Raw genomic sequence first — 16,574 nt, 5'->3', positions numbered from 1 at the left:
GCAATCGCTTAGGTTTGAACCTGTGAGCGCTCTGGATCTGCCGATCGAACTCCGCCGGGCCCTGTCCACCGTGGCCCGGACACCTCGCCTGCTGGTGGCCTCCGACTACGACGGCACGATGGCGCCGATCGTCAACGATCCGGAGAAGGCCTATCCGCACGCGGAGTCGGTGCGGGCGCTGCGGGCGCTGGCCGGCCTGGCCGGCACGACCGCAGCCGTCATCTCCGGGCGCGCGCTGAAGGATCTGGCGACGCTGTCCCGGCTGCCCGCCGAGGTGCAGTTGGTCGGCAGCCACGGATCGGAGTTCGACGTCGGCTTCGTGCACGCGATCGACGCGAACGCCCGCAAACTCCTGGGCGAGGTCACGTCCGAACTGTCCCGCATCGCGGACCTGCACCCGGGCGTGACCGTCGAGACCAAGCCCGCCAGCGCCGCACTGCACGTGCGCAACGCGAGCCCCGAGGCCGGCGCCAAGGCCCTCGCCGCCGTCCACGCCGAGGCTGCACTGTGGACCGGCGTACAGGTCACCGAGGGCAAGGCCGTCGTCGAACTCGCCGTCATCGCGACCGACAAGGGCAATGCTCTCGACATCCTGCGGCATCAGGAGGCGGCGACGGCCGCCGTGTTCTTCGGCGACGACGTCACCGACGAGAAGGCGTTCGGCCGGCTGCAGGGCCCGGACGTCGGCATCAAGGTCGGCGACGGCACCACCCTCGCCGAGCACCGCGTGGAGTCCACCGAGGACGTGGCCGCGGCGTTGGCGTTCCTGCTCGAGGAACGCCGGACGTGGCTGTCGGGGCCGGACGCACCACCGATCGAGCGACTGACGATGCTCGCGAGCCCCCGCTCGGTCGCGCTGATCACCCCGGACGCGAACCTGACGTGGCTGTGCCACCCCGAGCCGGACTCGGCCGCGGTGTTCGCCCATCTCCTCGGCGGTCCCGAGGCCGGCCACTTCAGCGTCGGCCCGCAGCGCGAGGCGCTGCCGCTGAGCCAGCAGTACCTCGACGGCACCATGACCGTGCAGACCCGCTGGGCGAGCCTCACGGTCACCGACTACCTGCCGCACGACGTGCAACCGAGCCGCACCGACCTCACCCGCGTGATCACCGGCCGCGCGAAGGCGGTCGTCAGTTTCGCACCCCGGCCGGAGTTCGGGCAGGCGACCGTCCAGCTCGAGTCGGACACCGACGGGCTCCGGGTCTCCGGAATCAGCGAGCCGATGGTGCTGCGCTCCCCCGGCGTGCGCTGGAACATCACCACCGACGGCACGCAGCAGACCGCGCACGCCGTCGTCGACCCGTCGCAGGGCCCCATCGTTCTCGAACTACGTTGCGGCACCGAGGATCTGGGCCCCTCGCAGATCTCGGAGCGGGAGCGCCGGGAGATCGCCGAAGCGTACTGGCGGGACTGGGCGAACACGCTCGACCTGCCGCCGCTCAAGCCGGACCTGATGAAGCGGTCCGCTCTCACACTGCGCGGGCTGGTGCATGCACCGAGCGGATCCATCCTCGCCGCGGCCACGACGTCGCTACCCGAGGAGATCGGCGGCGTCCGCAACTGGGACTACCGCTACTGCTGGCTGCGCGACGCCGCACTGACGGCGTCCGCGCTCGTGAGTCTCGGCTCCCTCGGGGAGGCCGAGGGCTACCTAGAGTGGGTGCACGGCGTACTCGAGACGCTGCACGGCCCGGAACGGTTGCACCCGCTCTACACGCTGTACGGCACCGGGCTGCCCCCGGAGGCGGTGATCGACTCGCTGCCCGGGTACGCCGGTTCCCGGCCGGTGCGTGTCGGCAACGCCGCGAACCAGCAGGTCCAGTTGGACGTGTTCGGTCCCGTCGTCGACCTGATCTCGAGCCTCGCCCACGCCCGGGAGAAGAAGGGAATCACCGGGCCGGACGCACTCACCGACCGCGACTGGGAACTCGTGTCCGCGATGGTCGAGGCGGTCGAGCGCCGCTGGAGCGAACCGGACCACGGCATCTGGGAGATCCGCGACAACCCCCGGCACCACGTGTACTCGAAGGTGATGGGCTGGCTCACGGTCGACCGGGCGCTCACGCTGGCCGAGAACTTCGGGCGGGAACCCGGCGAGAACTGGGCCGCCCTGCGCCGCGAGATCCGCGACGAGGTGATCGAGAAGGGCTGGAACGCCGACGTCGAGTCGTACACCGCGGCCTACGACGGCACCGATCTGGACGCCGCGACCCTGCACATCGGGCTGTCCGGACTGATCGACCCTTCGGACGAGCGGTTCGCCGCGACGGTGGTCGCGACGGAAACCGAGCTGCGCAGCGGGTCCACCGTGTACCGCTACCACCACGACGACGGGCTCCCCGGCGTCGAGGGCGGATTCCATCTCTGTGCCGCGTGGCTGGTGGAGGCGTACCTGCTGATCGGTCAGCGGTCCGACGCCGAGGCCCTGTTCAATCAGTTGGTGAACGCCGCGGGGCCGACCGGGCTGCTGGCCGAGGAGTACGACCCCGTCGCCGAGCGCTCGCTGGGTAATCATCCCCAGGCGTACAGCCACCTGGGCCTGCTGCGCTGCGCGCAACTACTGAGCTCGGACGCAAAGAGGTAGGGGCACACGGCGACCGGAGCGGGCACGCCGGAGTCGCCACCGAGCGTCATCGACGTCCGGTCGGTCCACGACGACCTGAACGAAAACCGCAAAAGACGGCGGAGATGCGTGTCAGACTCAGGCGTCCGCTGCGGTACCGCATCGAGAACTCCTCTTCCGTAGGCCCGGCGGGCCCCTCGAATCAACGTGCCGAGGGTTCAACCGAAGGAGGATCCACAATGAGCTCAAGCGACTTGGTCGGACTACTCTCGGGCGTTCTGGGGGGAGGACTCCAGATGCTCGGCTCGGCGGAACTAGGGGGATCGGTCCAGACGGTCGGGGTGTACCTCGCCCAGGCCATCGGGTCGTTGGGCACCTAGCGCCCCAACATGATTCGAGGGCCCCTACCGGACGGCAGCGCCGGTGGGGGCCTTCGCCTGCCCGGTTCGCTCTCGCGACCGCTACGGCTCGGGCGGGGGTCCGGCGGTGTGGCCGCGCAGCAGTTCCGTCTCGAGCATCTCGGTCGTGGTGACGCCGGAGTCCGAGCCGGACAGCAGCAGCGCCCCCGCGCGACGGCCCTTGTCCTCGCCCGGCTGGCGCACGGTCGTCAGGCCCTCCCGCAGGGCGTCCTCGACGCCGTCGAACCCGGTGATCGACAGGCGGCCGGGGACGTCGACGCACTCGCAGCGCGCCCAGTCGAGCGCACCGAGTGCGAGGACGTCGGTGGTGCACATCAGCGCGGTGATGCGCGGATTGACCGCCAAAGCCTGTGCGGCGGCGGCATGCCCGTCCTGCGCCGTGTGCTCGTAGCGTTCGACGACGGTGAGCGCGCCCGGATCGAGTCCCGCGGCCTCCATGGCGTCGTGGATTCCGAGGATCCGCTCGCGCTGGACGTGGAAGTTCGACGAGTGCAGGCGTCCGCTGCCCACGACGCCGTCCGAACGGTCCCGGCCCAGCCGCATGCAGAGCACGCCGATCTCCTTGTGTCCCAGTGAGATCAGGTAGTCGGCTACCTTGCGCATGGCGCCACGGTCGTCGATCCCGACGAGCGATGCTCCCGGCATCTCACGCGGCTGGTCGCAGATGACGGTGGGCAGGTGCCGTTCCCGCACCGCGGCCAGGTAGGGGTCGTCGGCGGCCACCGAGTACACGACGAACCCGTCGACGCCGGCCTGCTGGACCACCGCCGCGGCCTCCACCTCGTCGCGCCCGGGGCCGGCCGGGATGAGCAGCAGTCCGTAGCCGGCCTCCTCGCACGACTCGCTGAGCCCGGCGAGGAAACTCATCGCCGCCGGATCCCGGAAGGAGTAACTGAGCGCCTCGGTGAGGAGCAGTCCGACGGCGCCGGCGCGGCGGGTCCGCAGCGATCGGGCCACCGGATCGGGGCCCGGATATCCCCGGCGCTTGGCCGCGAGCAGCACACGTTCACGGAGTTCGGCCGAAAGCTGGTCCGGACGGTTGTAGGCGTTGGAGACCGTCGTCCGCGAGACCTTCAGCTCGGCGGCGAGCGACGCCAGAGTGGCTTGGCGGCGTGGCTGTCGGGACCTTGGCATAACGGGACGGTAGCGGGTCGCACGCCGGACGGCGAACTTGGACGCACCTCACATACCTCCTGGGGGATGCGACCTGCAGACTTCCGCTAAAGTGTAAACGGAAACGGTTCCCAATAGCGTTTAGGTCCGGCACCGGGCCACCGATCATCCGATTCGCGACCAGGAGAAAGTTGTGCGCATGTCCGGCATGTCCAATGCCTTACGTTCCGCCGCGGCGGCGATCGGGGTGACCCTCGCCGCGGCGACGCTGACAGCGTGCGGCAGTTCCCCCGGCTCCGACGGGCAGATCCGCGTCGTCGCGTCCACCAACGTGTGGGGCAGCGTCGCGCAGGCCGTCGCAGGCGACCGCCTCGAGGTCACCTCGATCGTCACCGAACCGTCGGCCGATCCGCACTCGTACGAGGCCAGCCCCGCCGACGCCGCCAAGATCACCGACGCGTCGCTCGTGATCCTCAACGGTGGCGGCTACGACCAGTTCGTCGAGGACGTGCTCGAGTCGACCGACTCCAAGCCCACCGTCGACGCGTTCGACCTGTACGAGGAGCGCACCGGCACCCACGCGACCGAGTCCGACTCCGAACACGCAGGGCATTCGCACGGCGCGGTCAACGAACACGTCTGGTACGACATGCCCACCGTCTCCGCGACCGCGAACGCGATCGCCACGGAACTGGGCCGGCTCGACCCCGACGGCGCCGACGTCTACACCCGCAACGCCGAGAACTTCCGCGCCCAACTGCGCCAGGTGTCCGAGACGTCCGCGGGCATCGCGGCCGCGCACCGCGACGCACCGATCGCACAGACCGAGCCGATCGCGCACTACCTGGTGCAGGCCGCCGAACTGAAGGACCTGACACCCCCGGCGTTCACGAGCGCGATCGAGAACGGCACCGATCCGGCCCCGGCCGCGATCGCCGAGACGCGGCAACTCTTCACCGACGAGAAGGTGCGTGTGCTGATCTTCAACGCGCAGACCCAGGACAAGGTCACCCGCAACATGCGCGAGACCGCGGAGACCGCCGGCATCCCCGTCGTCGAGGTCACCGAGACCCTGCCCGAGGGCATCGATTTCGTGCAGTGGCAGACGCAGACCGCGCAGTCGTTGGCCGACGCCCTGAACTCCGCGTCGTGAGCACCACGCATCCCGCCGTCGAACTACGCGATGCGCGCCTGTCGTTCGGCGACCGGACCCTGTGGTCGGGCCTGGACCTGACCATCGAGCAGGGCGAGTTCGTCGCGGTCCTCGGGCCCAACGGCTCCGGCAAGACCTCGCTCATGAAGGTCCTGCTCGGCCAGCTCGCGCCCACGTCGGGCACCGTGCGGATCGCGGGCACCCCGGCGAAGGCCGGCAACTCGCACGTCGGCTACGTCCCGCAGCAGAAGTCGCTCGACGACGGCCTGCCGCTGCGCGGTCGCGACCTCGTCGGCCTCGGCTACGACGGGCACCGCTGGGGCACCGGGCTGTTCGGACGCGCCGATCGACGCAAGGTCGTGGACTCCGCGATCGCGCAGGTGGGCGCCCAGTCGTACGCGGACGCCCCGATCGGGTCGATGTCCGGCGGTGAGCAACAACGTCTGCGGATCGCGCAGGCCCTCGTCGGCGACCCCAAGGTGCTGCTGTGCGACGAGCCGCTGCTGAGCCTCGACCTCGCCAACCAGCACCGCGTCTCCGAACTGATCGACCGGCGCCGCCGCGAACACGACACCGCGGTGCTGTTCGTGACCCACGAGATCAACCCGATCCTGCCGCTGGTCGACCGCGTGCTCTACCTCGTCGACGGCCAGTTCCGGATCGGCCCACCCTCCGAGGTCATGACCTCCGAGGTCCTGTCCGAGCTGTACCGCACCGACGTCGAGGTGCTGCACGTGCGCGGCCGCCTCGTGGTCGTCGGAACCGGCGACGCCATCGACGCACTCGGCAGCGGCGGCGGACCACGCCCCGGCGAGGGCGTCCACCACACCGAGGACCACGGATGAGCAACAAATTCACCGACGCGATGTCGCACATGTTCGACTTCGCGGCCACCGCGGACCTGCTCCGGTACGACTTCGTCCAGCAGTCGCTCGTCGCCGGCGCGATCCTCGGACTGCTCGCCGGTGTGATCGGCCCGCTGATCGTGAGCCGGCAGATGTCGTTCGCGGTACACGGGACGTCGGAACTGTCCCTGACCGGCGCCTCCGCCGCCCTCCTGATCGGGGTCGGTGTCGGCATCGGCGCCGTCGTCGGATCCGTCATCGCCGCGGTGCTCTTCGGCCTACTGGGAACCAAAGCACGCGAACGCGATTCGGTGATCGGCGTCATCATGGCGTTCGGCCTGGGCCTGTCGGTGCTGTTCCTGTGGGCGTACGACGGCCGCACCGGCACCAGCTTCTCGCTGCTGGTCGGCCAGATCGTCGCACCCGGCAACTCGGGTCTGGCGCTGCTGCTGGGCTGCGCCGTCGTGGTGCTCGGCACCCTCGCAGTGATCTACCGTCCGCTGTTGTTCGCGAGCACCGACCCCGATGTGGCCGCCGCGCGCGGGGTCCCGGTGCGCGGTCTGTCGATCGTGTTCGCCGTCCTCGTCGGCATCACCGCCGCACTCGGCGTCCAGATCGTCGGCGCACTGCTCGTCATGGCGCTGCTGATCACCCCGGCCGCCGCGGCCGGGCACATCACCGCGAGCCCCCTGAAGGCCACGGTCCTGGCGGTCCTGTTCGCCGAACTCGCGGCGGTCGGCGGCATCCTGCTCTCGCTCGCTCCCGGCGTGCCCGTCTCGACGTTCGTCACCGGGATCTCGTTCGTGATCTACCTGGTGTGCCGGGCGATCGGCGCGTCGCGGCGCCGATCCGCCGGGCGGGTCGTCGTCCCGGCCGGAGAGCACCTCCACGCCTGACCGCGACCTAGGATCGAGTCGTGACGTTCATCGATCTCAACAGCGACCTCGGCGAGAGTTACGGCGCGTGGACGCTCGGCGACGACGCGGCGATGCTGGACCTCGTCACGAGCGCCAACGTCGCGGGAGGCTTCCACGCCGGCGACCCGGCCACACTGCTGCGCACGTGCCGGGACGCCGCCGACCGGGGCGTCCGGATCGGTGCGCAGGTGGGCTACCGCGACCTCGCCGGCTTCGGCCGACGGTTCATCGACATCGGATCGGCCGACCTCACCGCCGACGTGATCTACCAGATCGGTGCCCTCGACGCGCTGGCCCGGGTCGGCGGTTCCGCCGTCACCTACGTCAAACCGCACGGTGCGCTGTACAACGCGATCGTCCACCACCGCGAACAGGCCCGGGCCGTGGTGGCGGCCGTGCGGGCGGTCAATCCGGATCTGCCGGTGCTCGGACTGCCCGGCTCGGTGTTCCTCGAGGAGGCGGAGAAGGCCGGACTGCGCATCGTCACCGAGGCCTTCGCCGACCGCGCCTACACACCCGCCGGCACCCTGGTGCCGCGGACCGAGGCCGGCGCCGTGCTCCACGACCCGGACGACGTGGCCGACCGGGTGGTCCGGCTCGTCACGAGCGGGAAGATCCACGCCATCGACGGCTCACAGGTGTCGATCGTCGCGGAAACCGTGTGCGTGCACGGGGACACGCCGGAGTCCGTCGCGATGGCGGCCGCGATCCGCACCCGACTGGATGCCGAACAGATCCACGTGAAACCGTTCGTCTGATGCGCATCCTCGACGCCGGCGGCCGGGCGCTGCTGATCGAGTTCGACGGGCTCGACGACACGCTCGCGCACTTCCGCGGGCTCGACGCCGACCGGCACCCCGATGTCGTCGACCTGGTGCCGGCCGCCCGGACGATCCTGGTGCAGTTCACCGGCTCCCGACCCGAGCACATCGCCGCCTGGGTGCGCGCGACCGCGCCGGCCGCGGCCGACGAGACGACCGTCCGGGCCCCCGTCGAGATCCCCGTCCGCTACGACGGACCCGACCTGACCGAGGTCGGTGAGCTCACCGGGCTCGGTGCCGACGGCGTGGTCGCGGCGCACACCGGCCGGACGTGGACGGTGGCATTCGTCGGTTTCAGCCCCGGCTTCGGCTATCTCGTCGGCGGCGGCGCGGCAACCGGATCCGGGCTGCACGTCCCCCGCCGCCCGTCGCCGCGCACCACCGTCCCCGTCGGCGCGGTCGGGCTGGCGGGCGAGTTCACCGGAATCTATCCGCGGCCCTCACCGGGCGGCTGGCAACTGATCGGGACCACCACCGAACGGATGTGGGACGTGGACCGCGACCCGCCCGCCCTGCTGCAGCCGGGCACCACCGTCACCTTCGTCGCCGTCTGAGCCCCCGCGTTTTGCGCACTTGTCGCGCTGTCGGCGCCCACACTCTCGCGATAAGTGCGCAAAACGCGGGTCGGGGGGCGGGGAATCCCACGACAAGTGCGCAAAACGCGGGTCAGGCACCGAGTGCGAAGGCGACGAGAAAGCCGAGGGCCGTGGAGATCCCGACCCACCAGCCACCCTCGCGGTAGGCCTCGGGCATGAGCGAATCGGCGAGCACCGCGATGGTCGCACCCCCCGCGAACGCCTGAACGACCGCGATGCTGCCGTCGGAAATGTTGTCGGAGACGGCATTCGCGCCGATCACCACGAACACCAGGACCGCCGCGGTGATCGCCCACACCACGAACGCCCGGCGCGAGTCGAACCCGGGCTGGCCCCGCATCGAGGCCGCGCCCGCGACGGACTCGGGGACGTTGCCGACCGCGACGGCCACCAACAGCACCACTCCCCCGCCCTCCATCAACGAGACGCCCAGAGCCGTGTTCTCCGGAATGCCGTCGAGCAGCGCCCCGAGCATCAGGGCCCAGCCGAGCGCGGCCGGACCGAGCTTGTTCTCGATGAGGTGGTCGGCGACGACGTAGACCAGCGCACCGGCGAGCAGCGCCGTCCCGGCCACCCACACGCCCTCGATCGCGAACGCGGGCGCGAACAATTCTGAGGACACCGCCGCCACCATCGTGCCCGCGCCGAACGCCATCAACGCGGCGAGCAGCGGACGCGGCAGGTCGTAGCGCAGCCCCACCCAGGCACCGACGAGCAACGGCAGAGCCGTGCCCAGACCGTACAGCGCAGCTGTCAGCATCGATCGATCGTAGTGAGCGCCGAACCCGATGGGCGACAATCGACGCATGGCATGGCTCGAAGTCCTGCGCGCCGGCGCACGCACCACCGTCCAGGACCGGGGGCGGCCCGGCTACGCACGTCTCGGCGTCGGCGTCTCGGGGGCCGCGGACGTCGTCGCGCACGACAGCGCCAACCGCCTCGTCGGCAACGATCCCCGGGCCGCGACACTCGAGGTGACGCTCGGCGGACTGCGTGCGCGGGCGGACGGGCCCGCCACCATCGCCGTCACCGGCGCATCGGCACCGCTCACGGTGAACGGGCACCCCCGCCCGCACTACTCGACACTGCACCTGCGTGACGGCGACGAGATCGTCCTGGGGTCGGCCGCCACGGGACTGCGCACCTACGTCGCGGTGCGCGGCGGCATCGACGTCCCGCCGGTGTTGGGCAGCCGCGCCACCGACACGCTGTCCGGGATCGGCCCCGACCCCGTCCGGGACGGCGACCGCCTGCCCGTCGGCGATCTCCACGACGAACTGCCGATCGAGGAACTGATCCCGCCCCCCGCGCCGCCCACCGACCCCGTCGAACTACGCGTCCGGACGGGCCCCCGCGACGACTGGTTCACCCCGGACTCCCTGGCCGCCCTGCTGCACCGGACGTGGATGGTCACCGCCGACACCGACCGGGTGGGCACCCGCCTCGACGGACCGGGACCGCTGCACCGTGCCCGCAGCGGCGAACTGTCGAGTGAGGGCATGGTGACCGGCGCGCTCCAGGTGCCGCCGAACGGCATGCCGGTGCTGTTCCTCGCCGATCATCCGGTCACCGGTGGCTACCCGGTGATCGCCGTCGTCGTGGAAGACGACATCCCGGCCGCAGCTCAGCTGCGACCGGGATGTCGTATCAGGTTCCGTCAGCTACGACGCTGACGCGCGATCTCGGACAGCACGACACCCGCGGCGACCGACGCGTTGAGCGACTCCACCGGACCGGCCATCGGAATGCTCAGGACCGCGTCACACGTCTCGCGCACGAGCCGCGACAGTCCCTTGCCCTCCGAACCGACCACGATGACGACCGGGCCGGTGCCGTCGTACGAGTCGAGGGTGGTGTCGCCGCCGGCGTCGAGGCCCACGACCTGGACACCCTTGGACTGCCAATCCTTCAGCGTACGAGTGAGATTCGTGGCCCGCGCGACGGGCAGACGCGCTGCGGCACCGGCACTGGTGCGCCACGCGACGGCGGAGACGCTCGCACTGCGCCGCTGCGGGATGACCACACCGTGGCCACCGAACGCGGCCACCGAACGCACGACGGCGCCGAGGTTACGCGGATCGGTGATGTTGTCCAGCGCCACCAGTAGTGCAGGTTCCTGATTGGTGCGGGCCGACGCCAGCAGATCGTCCGGGTGCGCGTACTTGTACGGCGGCACCTGCAGGCCGATGCCCTGGTGCAGTCCGTTGGCGCTCATCCGGTCCAGGTCGGTGCGCGGAACCTCGAGGATCGAGATCCCCATGTCGGCGGCACGCTGCACGGATTCCTTGAGACGGTCGTCGCTCTCGGCACCCACCGCGACGTACAGCGCCGTCGCGGGGACACCCGCGCGCAGGCACTCGACGACGGGGTTGCGGCCCAGCACCATCTCCGGACCGTCCTCGGCCTTGCGGCCGGCCGGCGGGCGACCCGCGCCGGGGCGGCCACCGCCACCGGGACGACCGGTCGAGCGCTGTTCGGCGGCCTTCGCCGCGGCCCGCGCCCGCTTCGCGGCGGGATGCTTGGTGCGCTCCTCCGCCGGAGGCGTCGCGCCACGGCCTGCGAGACCCCGACGATGCTTGCCGCCGGACCCGCTGACCTGACCCTTCTTGGTGCCGTCCTTGCGGATCGCGCCGCGCCTGCTCGAATTTCCAGCCATCACTGTCCCGATTCGTTAGAAGCTTGCTTGAGGGACCATTCGGCCCCGTTCGCGGTGTCCGTGACCTCGACGCCGGCCTCGGCCAGTCGATCCCGGACCTCGTCGGCCACCGCCCAGTTCTTGTCGGCCCGGGCCTGCTGACGCCGGTCCAACTCGGCCCGTACCAGGACGTCGAGGGCACCGAGCGCCGCCGAACTGTCCGTCGCGGACGCCCACTGCGGATCGAGTGGGTCGACACCGAGGATGCCGAGCATCGCCCGCACCTGCGACGCCAGCGCACGCGCACCGGCGAGATCACCGGACTCGAGCGCGATGTTGCCTTCCCGGACCCGGCCGTGGATCTCGGCCAGCGCCGACGGCACCCCCAGGTCGTCGTCGAGGGCGGCCGCGAACTCCGCCGTCCACTTGCCCACCGGTACCTCGCCGGCCCGGTCGACGACCCGCGTCACGAACGACTCGCAGCGCCGGTAGGCCGCCGCACCCTCGTGCAACGCCGTCTCCGAGTATTCGAGCATCGACCGGTAGTGGGCGCTGCCGAGGTAGTAGCGCAGCTCCTGTGGACGGACCTGCCGCAGCACGTTCGGCACCGACAGCACGTTGCCGAGCGACTTCGACATCTTCTCGCCACCCATGGTGACCCAGCCGTTGTGCAGCCAGTACTGGGCGAAGTCGTCGCCCACGCACTTGGCCTGCGCGATCTCGTTCTCGTGATGCGGGAACACCAGATCCATTCCACCGCAATGGATGTCGAACGCCTTGCCGAGGTAGAACTCGGCCATCGCCGAGCACTCGAGGTGCCAGCCCGGCCGGCCGGGACCCCACGGCGTCGGCCACGACGGCTCACCCGGCTTCGCGGCCTTCCACAACGTGAAGTCCCGCGGATCGCGCTTGCCCTCGGCGACGCTCTCGCCCTGGTGGACGTCGTCGAGCTTGTGCCCCGACAGCTTGCCGTAGTCGGGGTAGCTGACCACGTCGAAGTAGACGTCACCGGCGGACGCGTACGCGTGGCCGTTGTCGATGAGGCGCTGCATCATGTCGACCATCTGCGTCACGTGCCCGGTCGCCCGCGGCTCCACCGACGGCGGCAGCACGCCGAGCTGCTGGTATGCCCAGTCGAACGACCGCTCGTACGTCGCGGCCCATTCCCACCAGGGTCGGCCCGCCTCCGCGGCCTTGTTCAGGATCTTGTCGTCGATGTCGGTGACGTTCCGCACGAACGCGACGTCGTAGTCGTGGGCGAGCAGCCAGCGGCGCAGCACGTCGAACGCGACGCCACTGCGCACGTGGCCGATGTGGGGGTCACCCTGAACGGTGGCCCCGCACAGGTACACCGAGGCATGTCCGGGGGTCAGCGGAACGAAGTCACGCGGAGCCCGTGTCACGGTGTCGTATAGGCGCAAGGTCACGACGTGCGATTCTACCGGTCGCGATCAGCGGGGATGATCAGCGCGGTCGCGACGGCAGCGATACCCTCGCCACGACCCGTCAGACCCAGTCCGTCGGTCGTCGTCGCCGACACCGACACCGGTGCGCCGAGCACGTCCCCGAGGACGCGCTGCGCCTCCTCGCGACGTGGACCGATCTTCGGGCGATTACCGATGACCTGCACCGACGCGTTCCCGACGTCGTAGCCGGCGTCGGACAGCAGGCTCCGGACCTCGCTGAGCATCCGCACACCGCTGACGCCGTCCCACTCCGGACGGCCGGTCCCGAACACCGATCCGAGATCACCCAGACCCGCGGCCGACAACAACGCATCACACAGCGCGTGCGCCGCGACGTCACCGTCGGAGTGCCCCGCACAGCCGTCTGCGTCCTCGAACAACAGCCCGGCGATCCAGCACGGACGGCCGGACTCGATCGGATGGACATCGGTGCCGATTCCGACTCGCACGTTCAGGCTCCCTGTGTTCGAAAAGACTCTGACCTGCCCGGAGTCAACGGGGCTCCGGCGATCCCGACTGCTCCAGCAGAACTCGGGCCAGAGCGAGATCCCACGGTGTGGTGATCTTGAATGCTTCGGGTTCACCGACGATGGTGCGCACCCGTTCGCCCAGTCGCTCGACGAGACCGGCGTCGTCCGTCGCGTCACCGTTGACGTCCAGGTAGGCGCGGCGCAGCAACGACGCCTCGAAACCCTGCGGCGTCTGGACGGCCCGCAACTCCGAGCGTGGCGGCGTACCGGTGACGGCACCGAGCACGTCGACCGTCTTGATGGTGTCGCTGACGGGCAGCACCGGAATCACCGCGGTGCGTCCGGCCTGCAGTTCGGCAACCACCCGCGCGATCAGCGACGGCGGGGTCAGAGCCCGCGCCGCATCGTGTACCAGGACCAGTTCGGCGCCGGTGGCTGCCGAGAGCCCGGCTCGGACCGAATCGGCCCGCTCCGCACCCCCGACAACCACCACGACACCTTCGGGCACATCTGCCCGTGCCTGATCCACGAGTTCCTCGGGCACGATCACGACGACCGTGTCCACAGCTCCCGACGCGAGGAGTCCGTCGACGGCTCGGCGCAGCATGCTGCGCCCACCCAGTTCGACGAACGCCTTCGGGACGGACTCGCCCAGCCGGACTCCACGTCCGGCTGCAGGGACCAGCGCTACGACCGGTCCTCGGTTCTCACCCACTGTCAGGACGCGGCGGCGAGGACCTCGTCGAGAATGATCTCGGCCTTGGCGTCGTCGGTGCCTTCCGCCAGAGCGAGCTCACCCACGAGGATCTGCCGCGCCTTGGCCAGCATCCGCTTCTCGCCCGCGGACAGGCCGCGGTCCTGCTCACGACGCCACAGGTCACGAACGACCTCTGCGACCTTGTTCACATCACCCGAAGCCAGCTTCTCCAGGTTCGCCTTGTACCGGCGAGACCAGTTCGTCGGCTCCTCGGTGTGCGGCGCACGAAGCACCTGGAACACCTTGTCGAGACCCTCCTGGCCGACCACGTCACGCACGCCGACGTACTCGGCATTCTCTGCGGGAACGCGGACGGTGAGATCGCCCTGCGCGACCTTCAGAACGAGGTATTCCTTCTGCTCACCCTTGATGGTGCGGGTTTCGATTGCCTCGATCAGCGCCGCTCCGTGATGGGGGTATACGACGGTGTCTCCGACCTTAAAAATCATCTGTCCCGTGCCCCTTTCGATCTTTCGAGTTTAACACGTGACCAATCGATCGTCCCATCAACGGCGCAGGTCAGGGGCGTCCTTACCTGATCTTAGGGGTTGACAGGCCGCACCAACCGTGCATTTCGGGCCGCGCGAGCGGCCCGGCGAGGGGCCCACGGGACGCCCCCGAATCCGCACGCGGACAACCGTTGTCCGCCCGACACGACCTCGTAACGAGCACCCAGCGGACGGCCCGCCGGGACCGACTACTACTCTGCCTAGTGGATTGTGAACCTGACCCATGGAGGACGACCCGTGACTGCTTTCAATGCGTCGCCGACTCGCCGAGTCATGACCGCTGTCGCACTCGCTGCCGGCGCGACCCTCGTGCTCTCCGCGTGTGGCGCAGGTCAGATCTCGCAGACCGCCACGCAGGTTGCCGCGGTGAACGGCAACCAGGCGACCAGCAGCAACATCGCACTGCGCAACGTGCACGTCGTGTACCCGAACGCCGAGGAATTCAGCATCGAGCCGGGTGGCACCGCACAGCTCGCGTTCACCGCGATCAACCTCAGCGAACACGAGTCGGACCGCCTGACGGGCATCAAGACCGACTACGCCGGCACCGTCACCATCGACGACCAGGAGGGCGGCCGCGACATCCGGCCGCAGGCCGCACTCGGTGCCGGCAACCCCGACGTCACGGTGCCCGAGCAGGCCCCCGAGCACGTCAGCCTGATCGACGTCACGCTCGAGGACATCCGTGAGGGCGTCCGGCCCGGCCTGACCTTCCCGGTCACCTTCACGTTCGAGAACGCCGGCGATGTCGTCGTCCAGGTACCGGTCGATGCAGGCCCGGTCACCGAGCGGCACCAGTCCGAGAAGTCCCCCGTCGCGGCCGAGGGCCACTGACCGGCGGACCACCGACACCTCCGGAGGAGCCCGGGCGACACCGTCGCCCGGGCTCCTCTGTCGGTGGGGATCACTAGGCTGCGCGCGTGGCAAAAGCTAAAACGAGCTTCCGGTGTTCGTCGTGTCAGCACACGGTGGCCAAGTGGGTCGGCCGTTGCCCGGACTGCGGCACGTGGGGCTCGATGGACGAGGCGCCCGTCCTCGCCGCGGTCGCGTCCCGGCCGGGCGCATCCCTGGCGCGCGCCGGCGCCGCCGCGTTGCTGCCGACCACGCCGGCCTCCCCCATCACCCAGATCGACGGCACCACCACCCGCGCCAAGCCGACCGGTGTCGACGAGCTCGATCGGGTGCTCGGTGGTGGCGTCGTCCCCGGCTCGGTGGTACTGCTCGCCGGCGAACCCGGCGTCGGCAAGTCGACGCTGCTGCTCGAGGTCGTGCACCGGTGGGCGTGCCGCGGACCCGACGACCGCGCCCTGTACGTCACAGGTGAGGAATCGGCGGGTCAGGTCCGGCTGCGCGCGGACCGGACCGGTTCGGTGCACGAACGGGTGTACCTCGCCGCCGAATCCGACCTCGCGACGGTGCTGGGCCACGTCGAACAGGTCCGCCCGACACTGCTGATCGTCGATTCCGTGCAGACGATGCTCGCCGCGGACGTCGACGGTGTCGTCGGCGGCGTAACCCAGGTGCGGGCCGTCACCAGCGCACTCACATCACTCGCGAAGGCCGGCGGGGTCCCGGTCCTGCTGATCGGTCACGTCACCAAGGACGGCGCGGTGGCTGGCCCCCGGTCACTCGAACACCTCGTGGACGTCGTCCTGCACTTCGAGGGCGACAAGCACTCGTCGCTGCGGATGATCCGCGGAATCAAGAACCGGTTCGGCGCGGCCGACGAGGTGGGCTGCTTCGAACTCCGTGAGGACGGCATCGTCGGGGTGAGCGACCCGTCCGGACTGTTCCTGCACCACCGGACCGAGGAGGTGCCGGGCACCGCCGTCACGGTCACGATGGACGGCAAGCGTCCCCTGCTCGGCGAGGTCCAGGCGCTGGTCGCGCCCACCCACAACCCGTCACCGCGGCGCGCGGTCAGCGGACTCGACTCGGCACGCGTGTCGATGGTGCTGGCGGTCCTGGAACGCCGCCACGGCATCAAACTGTCCGACAAGGAGGTCTACGCGGCCACGGTCGGCGGCATGCGGATGACGGACCCGTCGTGCGATCTGGCCCTCGCGGTCGCGGTCGCCTCGGCCGGCAAGAACCGGTCGATCCCCGCCGGCACCGTGGTGCTCGGCGAGGTCGGCCTGGCCGGTGAGGTCCGACGCGTGACGGGCGTGGGTCGCCGTGTCGCGGAGGCCGCCCGGCTGGGATTCACCCGCGCGGTGGTTCCGCTCGACTCCGGCGAACTCCCGAAGGGCATCCGCCCCGTCGAGGTCGGCAACGTCGGAGATGCTTTGCGGGCCTTGAATCTCCAGTGAG

17 protein-coding genes are annotated in these 16,574 nt (G+C 70.2%); 10 read left to right on the top strand and 7 right to left on the bottom strand.

The window, feature by feature from the left end:
- The first annotated feature begins 22 nt into the window (after positions 1-22).
- Positions 23-2,584, top strand: coding sequence for a trehalose-phosphatase (otsB, locus tag IJ15_RS0116865; RefSeq protein WP_031939518.1), 2,562 nt, complete (start codon positions 23-25; stop codon positions 2,582-2,584).
- 218 nt (positions 2,585-2,802) lie between these two features.
- Complete coding sequence (locus IJ15_RS26085; RefSeq protein ID WP_156112131.1) at positions 2,803-2,943, top strand: hypothetical protein; 141 nt, start codon at positions 2,803-2,805, stop codon at positions 2,941-2,943.
- Between the two features lie 81 nt (positions 2,944-3,024).
- Here IJ15_RS26085 and IJ15_RS0116855 read toward each other — a convergent pair whose 3' ends face one another.
- Positions 3,025-4,116: a LacI family DNA-binding transcriptional regulator gene (locus tag IJ15_RS0116855; protein ID WP_031939517.1), complete on the bottom strand. Its 1,092-nt coding sequence runs from the start codon at positions 4,114-4,116 to the stop codon at positions 3,025-3,027.
- 187 nt (positions 4,117-4,303) lie between these two features.
- Between IJ15_RS0116855 and IJ15_RS0116850 the strand changes: the two genes are divergently transcribed.
- Genes IJ15_RS0116850 through IJ15_RS0116830 form a run of 5 tightly spaced genes read left to right on the top strand, consistent with a single transcriptional unit; the run spans position 4,304 to position 8,385 of the window.
- The gene (locus IJ15_RS0116850) at positions 4,304-5,248 is read left to right on the top strand and encodes a metal ABC transporter solute-binding protein, Zn/Mn family (RefSeq protein WP_031939516.1); all 945 of its coding nucleotides are present in this window, start codon (positions 4,304-4,306) and stop codon (positions 5,246-5,248) included.
- Positions 5,245-6,093 carry a metal ABC transporter ATP-binding protein gene (locus IJ15_RS0116845; protein ID WP_031939515.1) on the top strand — a complete coding sequence of 283 codons (849 nt, stop codon included), beginning with the start codon at positions 5,245-5,247 and terminating at the stop codon, positions 6,091-6,093. The genes IJ15_RS0116850 and IJ15_RS0116845 overlap by 4 nt, the downstream gene beginning before the upstream one ends.
- On the top strand, positions 6,090-6,989 hold the full coding sequence (locus tag IJ15_RS0116840; protein ID WP_031939514.1) for a metal ABC transporter permease: 900 nt from the start codon (positions 6,090-6,092) through the stop codon (positions 6,987-6,989). The genes IJ15_RS0116845 and IJ15_RS0116840 overlap by 4 nt, the downstream gene beginning before the upstream one ends.
- Before the next feature lie 20 nt (positions 6,990-7,009).
- On the top strand, positions 7,010-7,768 hold the full coding sequence (locus IJ15_RS0116835; protein ID WP_031939513.1) for a LamB/YcsF family protein: 759 nt from the start codon (positions 7,010-7,012) through the stop codon (positions 7,766-7,768).
- Positions 7,768-8,385, top strand: coding sequence for a 5-oxoprolinase subunit B family protein (locus tag IJ15_RS0116830; RefSeq protein ID WP_031939512.1), 618 nt, complete (start codon positions 7,768-7,770; stop codon positions 8,383-8,385). Before IJ15_RS0116835 ends, IJ15_RS0116830 begins: the two co-directional genes overlap by 1 nt.
- Positions 8,386-8,497: 112 nt before the next feature.
- Here the strand turns inward: IJ15_RS0116830 and IJ15_RS0116825 are convergent, their stop codons facing one another.
- Positions 8,498-9,187, bottom strand: coding sequence for a ZIP family metal transporter (locus tag IJ15_RS0116825; RefSeq protein WP_031939511.1), 690 nt, complete (start codon positions 9,185-9,187; stop codon positions 8,498-8,500).
- Positions 9,188-9,233: 46 nt separating this feature from the next.
- Between IJ15_RS0116825 and IJ15_RS0116820 the strand changes: the two genes are divergently transcribed.
- Entirely contained in the window at positions 9,234-10,100 is an 867-nt protein-coding gene (locus IJ15_RS0116820) for a 5-oxoprolinase subunit C family protein (RefSeq protein WP_031939510.1), read from the top strand.
- Here the strand turns inward: IJ15_RS0116820 and rlmB are convergent.
- From rlmB to carD, 5 genes are read right to left on the bottom strand one after another with little or no spacing between them, the layout of a single operon-like run.
- Positions 10,085-11,083: a 23S rRNA (guanosine(2251)-2'-O)-methyltransferase RlmB gene (gene rlmB / locus IJ15_RS0116815; RefSeq protein ID WP_031939509.1), complete on the bottom strand. Its 999-nt coding sequence runs from the start codon at positions 11,081-11,083 to the stop codon at positions 10,085-10,087. The genes IJ15_RS0116820 and rlmB overlap by 16 nt on opposite strands.
- Positions 11,083-12,489, bottom strand: coding sequence for a cysteine--tRNA ligase (cysS, locus tag IJ15_RS0116810; protein ID WP_031939508.1), 1,407 nt, complete (start codon positions 12,487-12,489; stop codon positions 11,083-11,085). Before cysS ends, rlmB begins: the two co-directional genes overlap by 1 nt.
- Positions 12,490-12,500: 11 nt before the next feature.
- Positions 12,501-12,977: a 2-C-methyl-D-erythritol 2,4-cyclodiphosphate synthase gene (ispF, locus tag IJ15_RS0116805; protein ID WP_031939507.1), complete on the bottom strand. Its 477-nt coding sequence runs from the start codon at positions 12,975-12,977 to the stop codon at positions 12,501-12,503.
- Positions 12,978-13,020: 43 nt separating this feature from the next.
- Entirely contained in the window at positions 13,021-13,713 is a 693-nt protein-coding gene (ispD, locus tag IJ15_RS0116800) for a 2-C-methyl-D-erythritol 4-phosphate cytidylyltransferase (RefSeq protein ID WP_031939506.1), read from the bottom strand.
- 2 nt (positions 13,714-13,715) lie between these two features.
- A complete protein-coding gene (carD, locus tag IJ15_RS0116795) occupies positions 13,716-14,204 on the bottom strand; it encodes an RNA polymerase-binding transcription factor CarD (RefSeq protein ID WP_005515676.1) in 489 nt (162 codons plus the stop codon).
- A gap of 297 nt (positions 14,205-14,501) precedes the next feature.
- Between carD and IJ15_RS0116790 the strand changes: the two genes are divergently transcribed.
- Entirely contained in the window at positions 14,502-15,098 is a 597-nt protein-coding gene (locus IJ15_RS0116790; RefSeq protein ID WP_031939505.1) for a copper chaperone PCu(A)C, read from the top strand.
- 86 nt (positions 15,099-15,184) lie between these two features.
- Complete coding sequence (radA, locus tag IJ15_RS0116785; RefSeq protein WP_031939504.1) at positions 15,185-16,573, top strand: DNA repair protein RadA; 1,389 nt, start codon at positions 15,185-15,187, stop codon at positions 16,571-16,573.
- The last annotated feature ends 1 nt before the right edge of the window (position 16,574 follow it).

This window comes from Prescottella defluvii, assembly GCF_000738775.1.
In the GTDB taxonomy this organism is placed as follows: Bacteria; Actinomycetota; Actinomycetes; order Mycobacteriales; family Mycobacteriaceae; genus Prescottella; species Prescottella defluvii.
The sequence above is the reverse complement of the archived record's forward strand: the minus strand, read 5'-3'. Positions and strand labels throughout refer to the sequence as shown.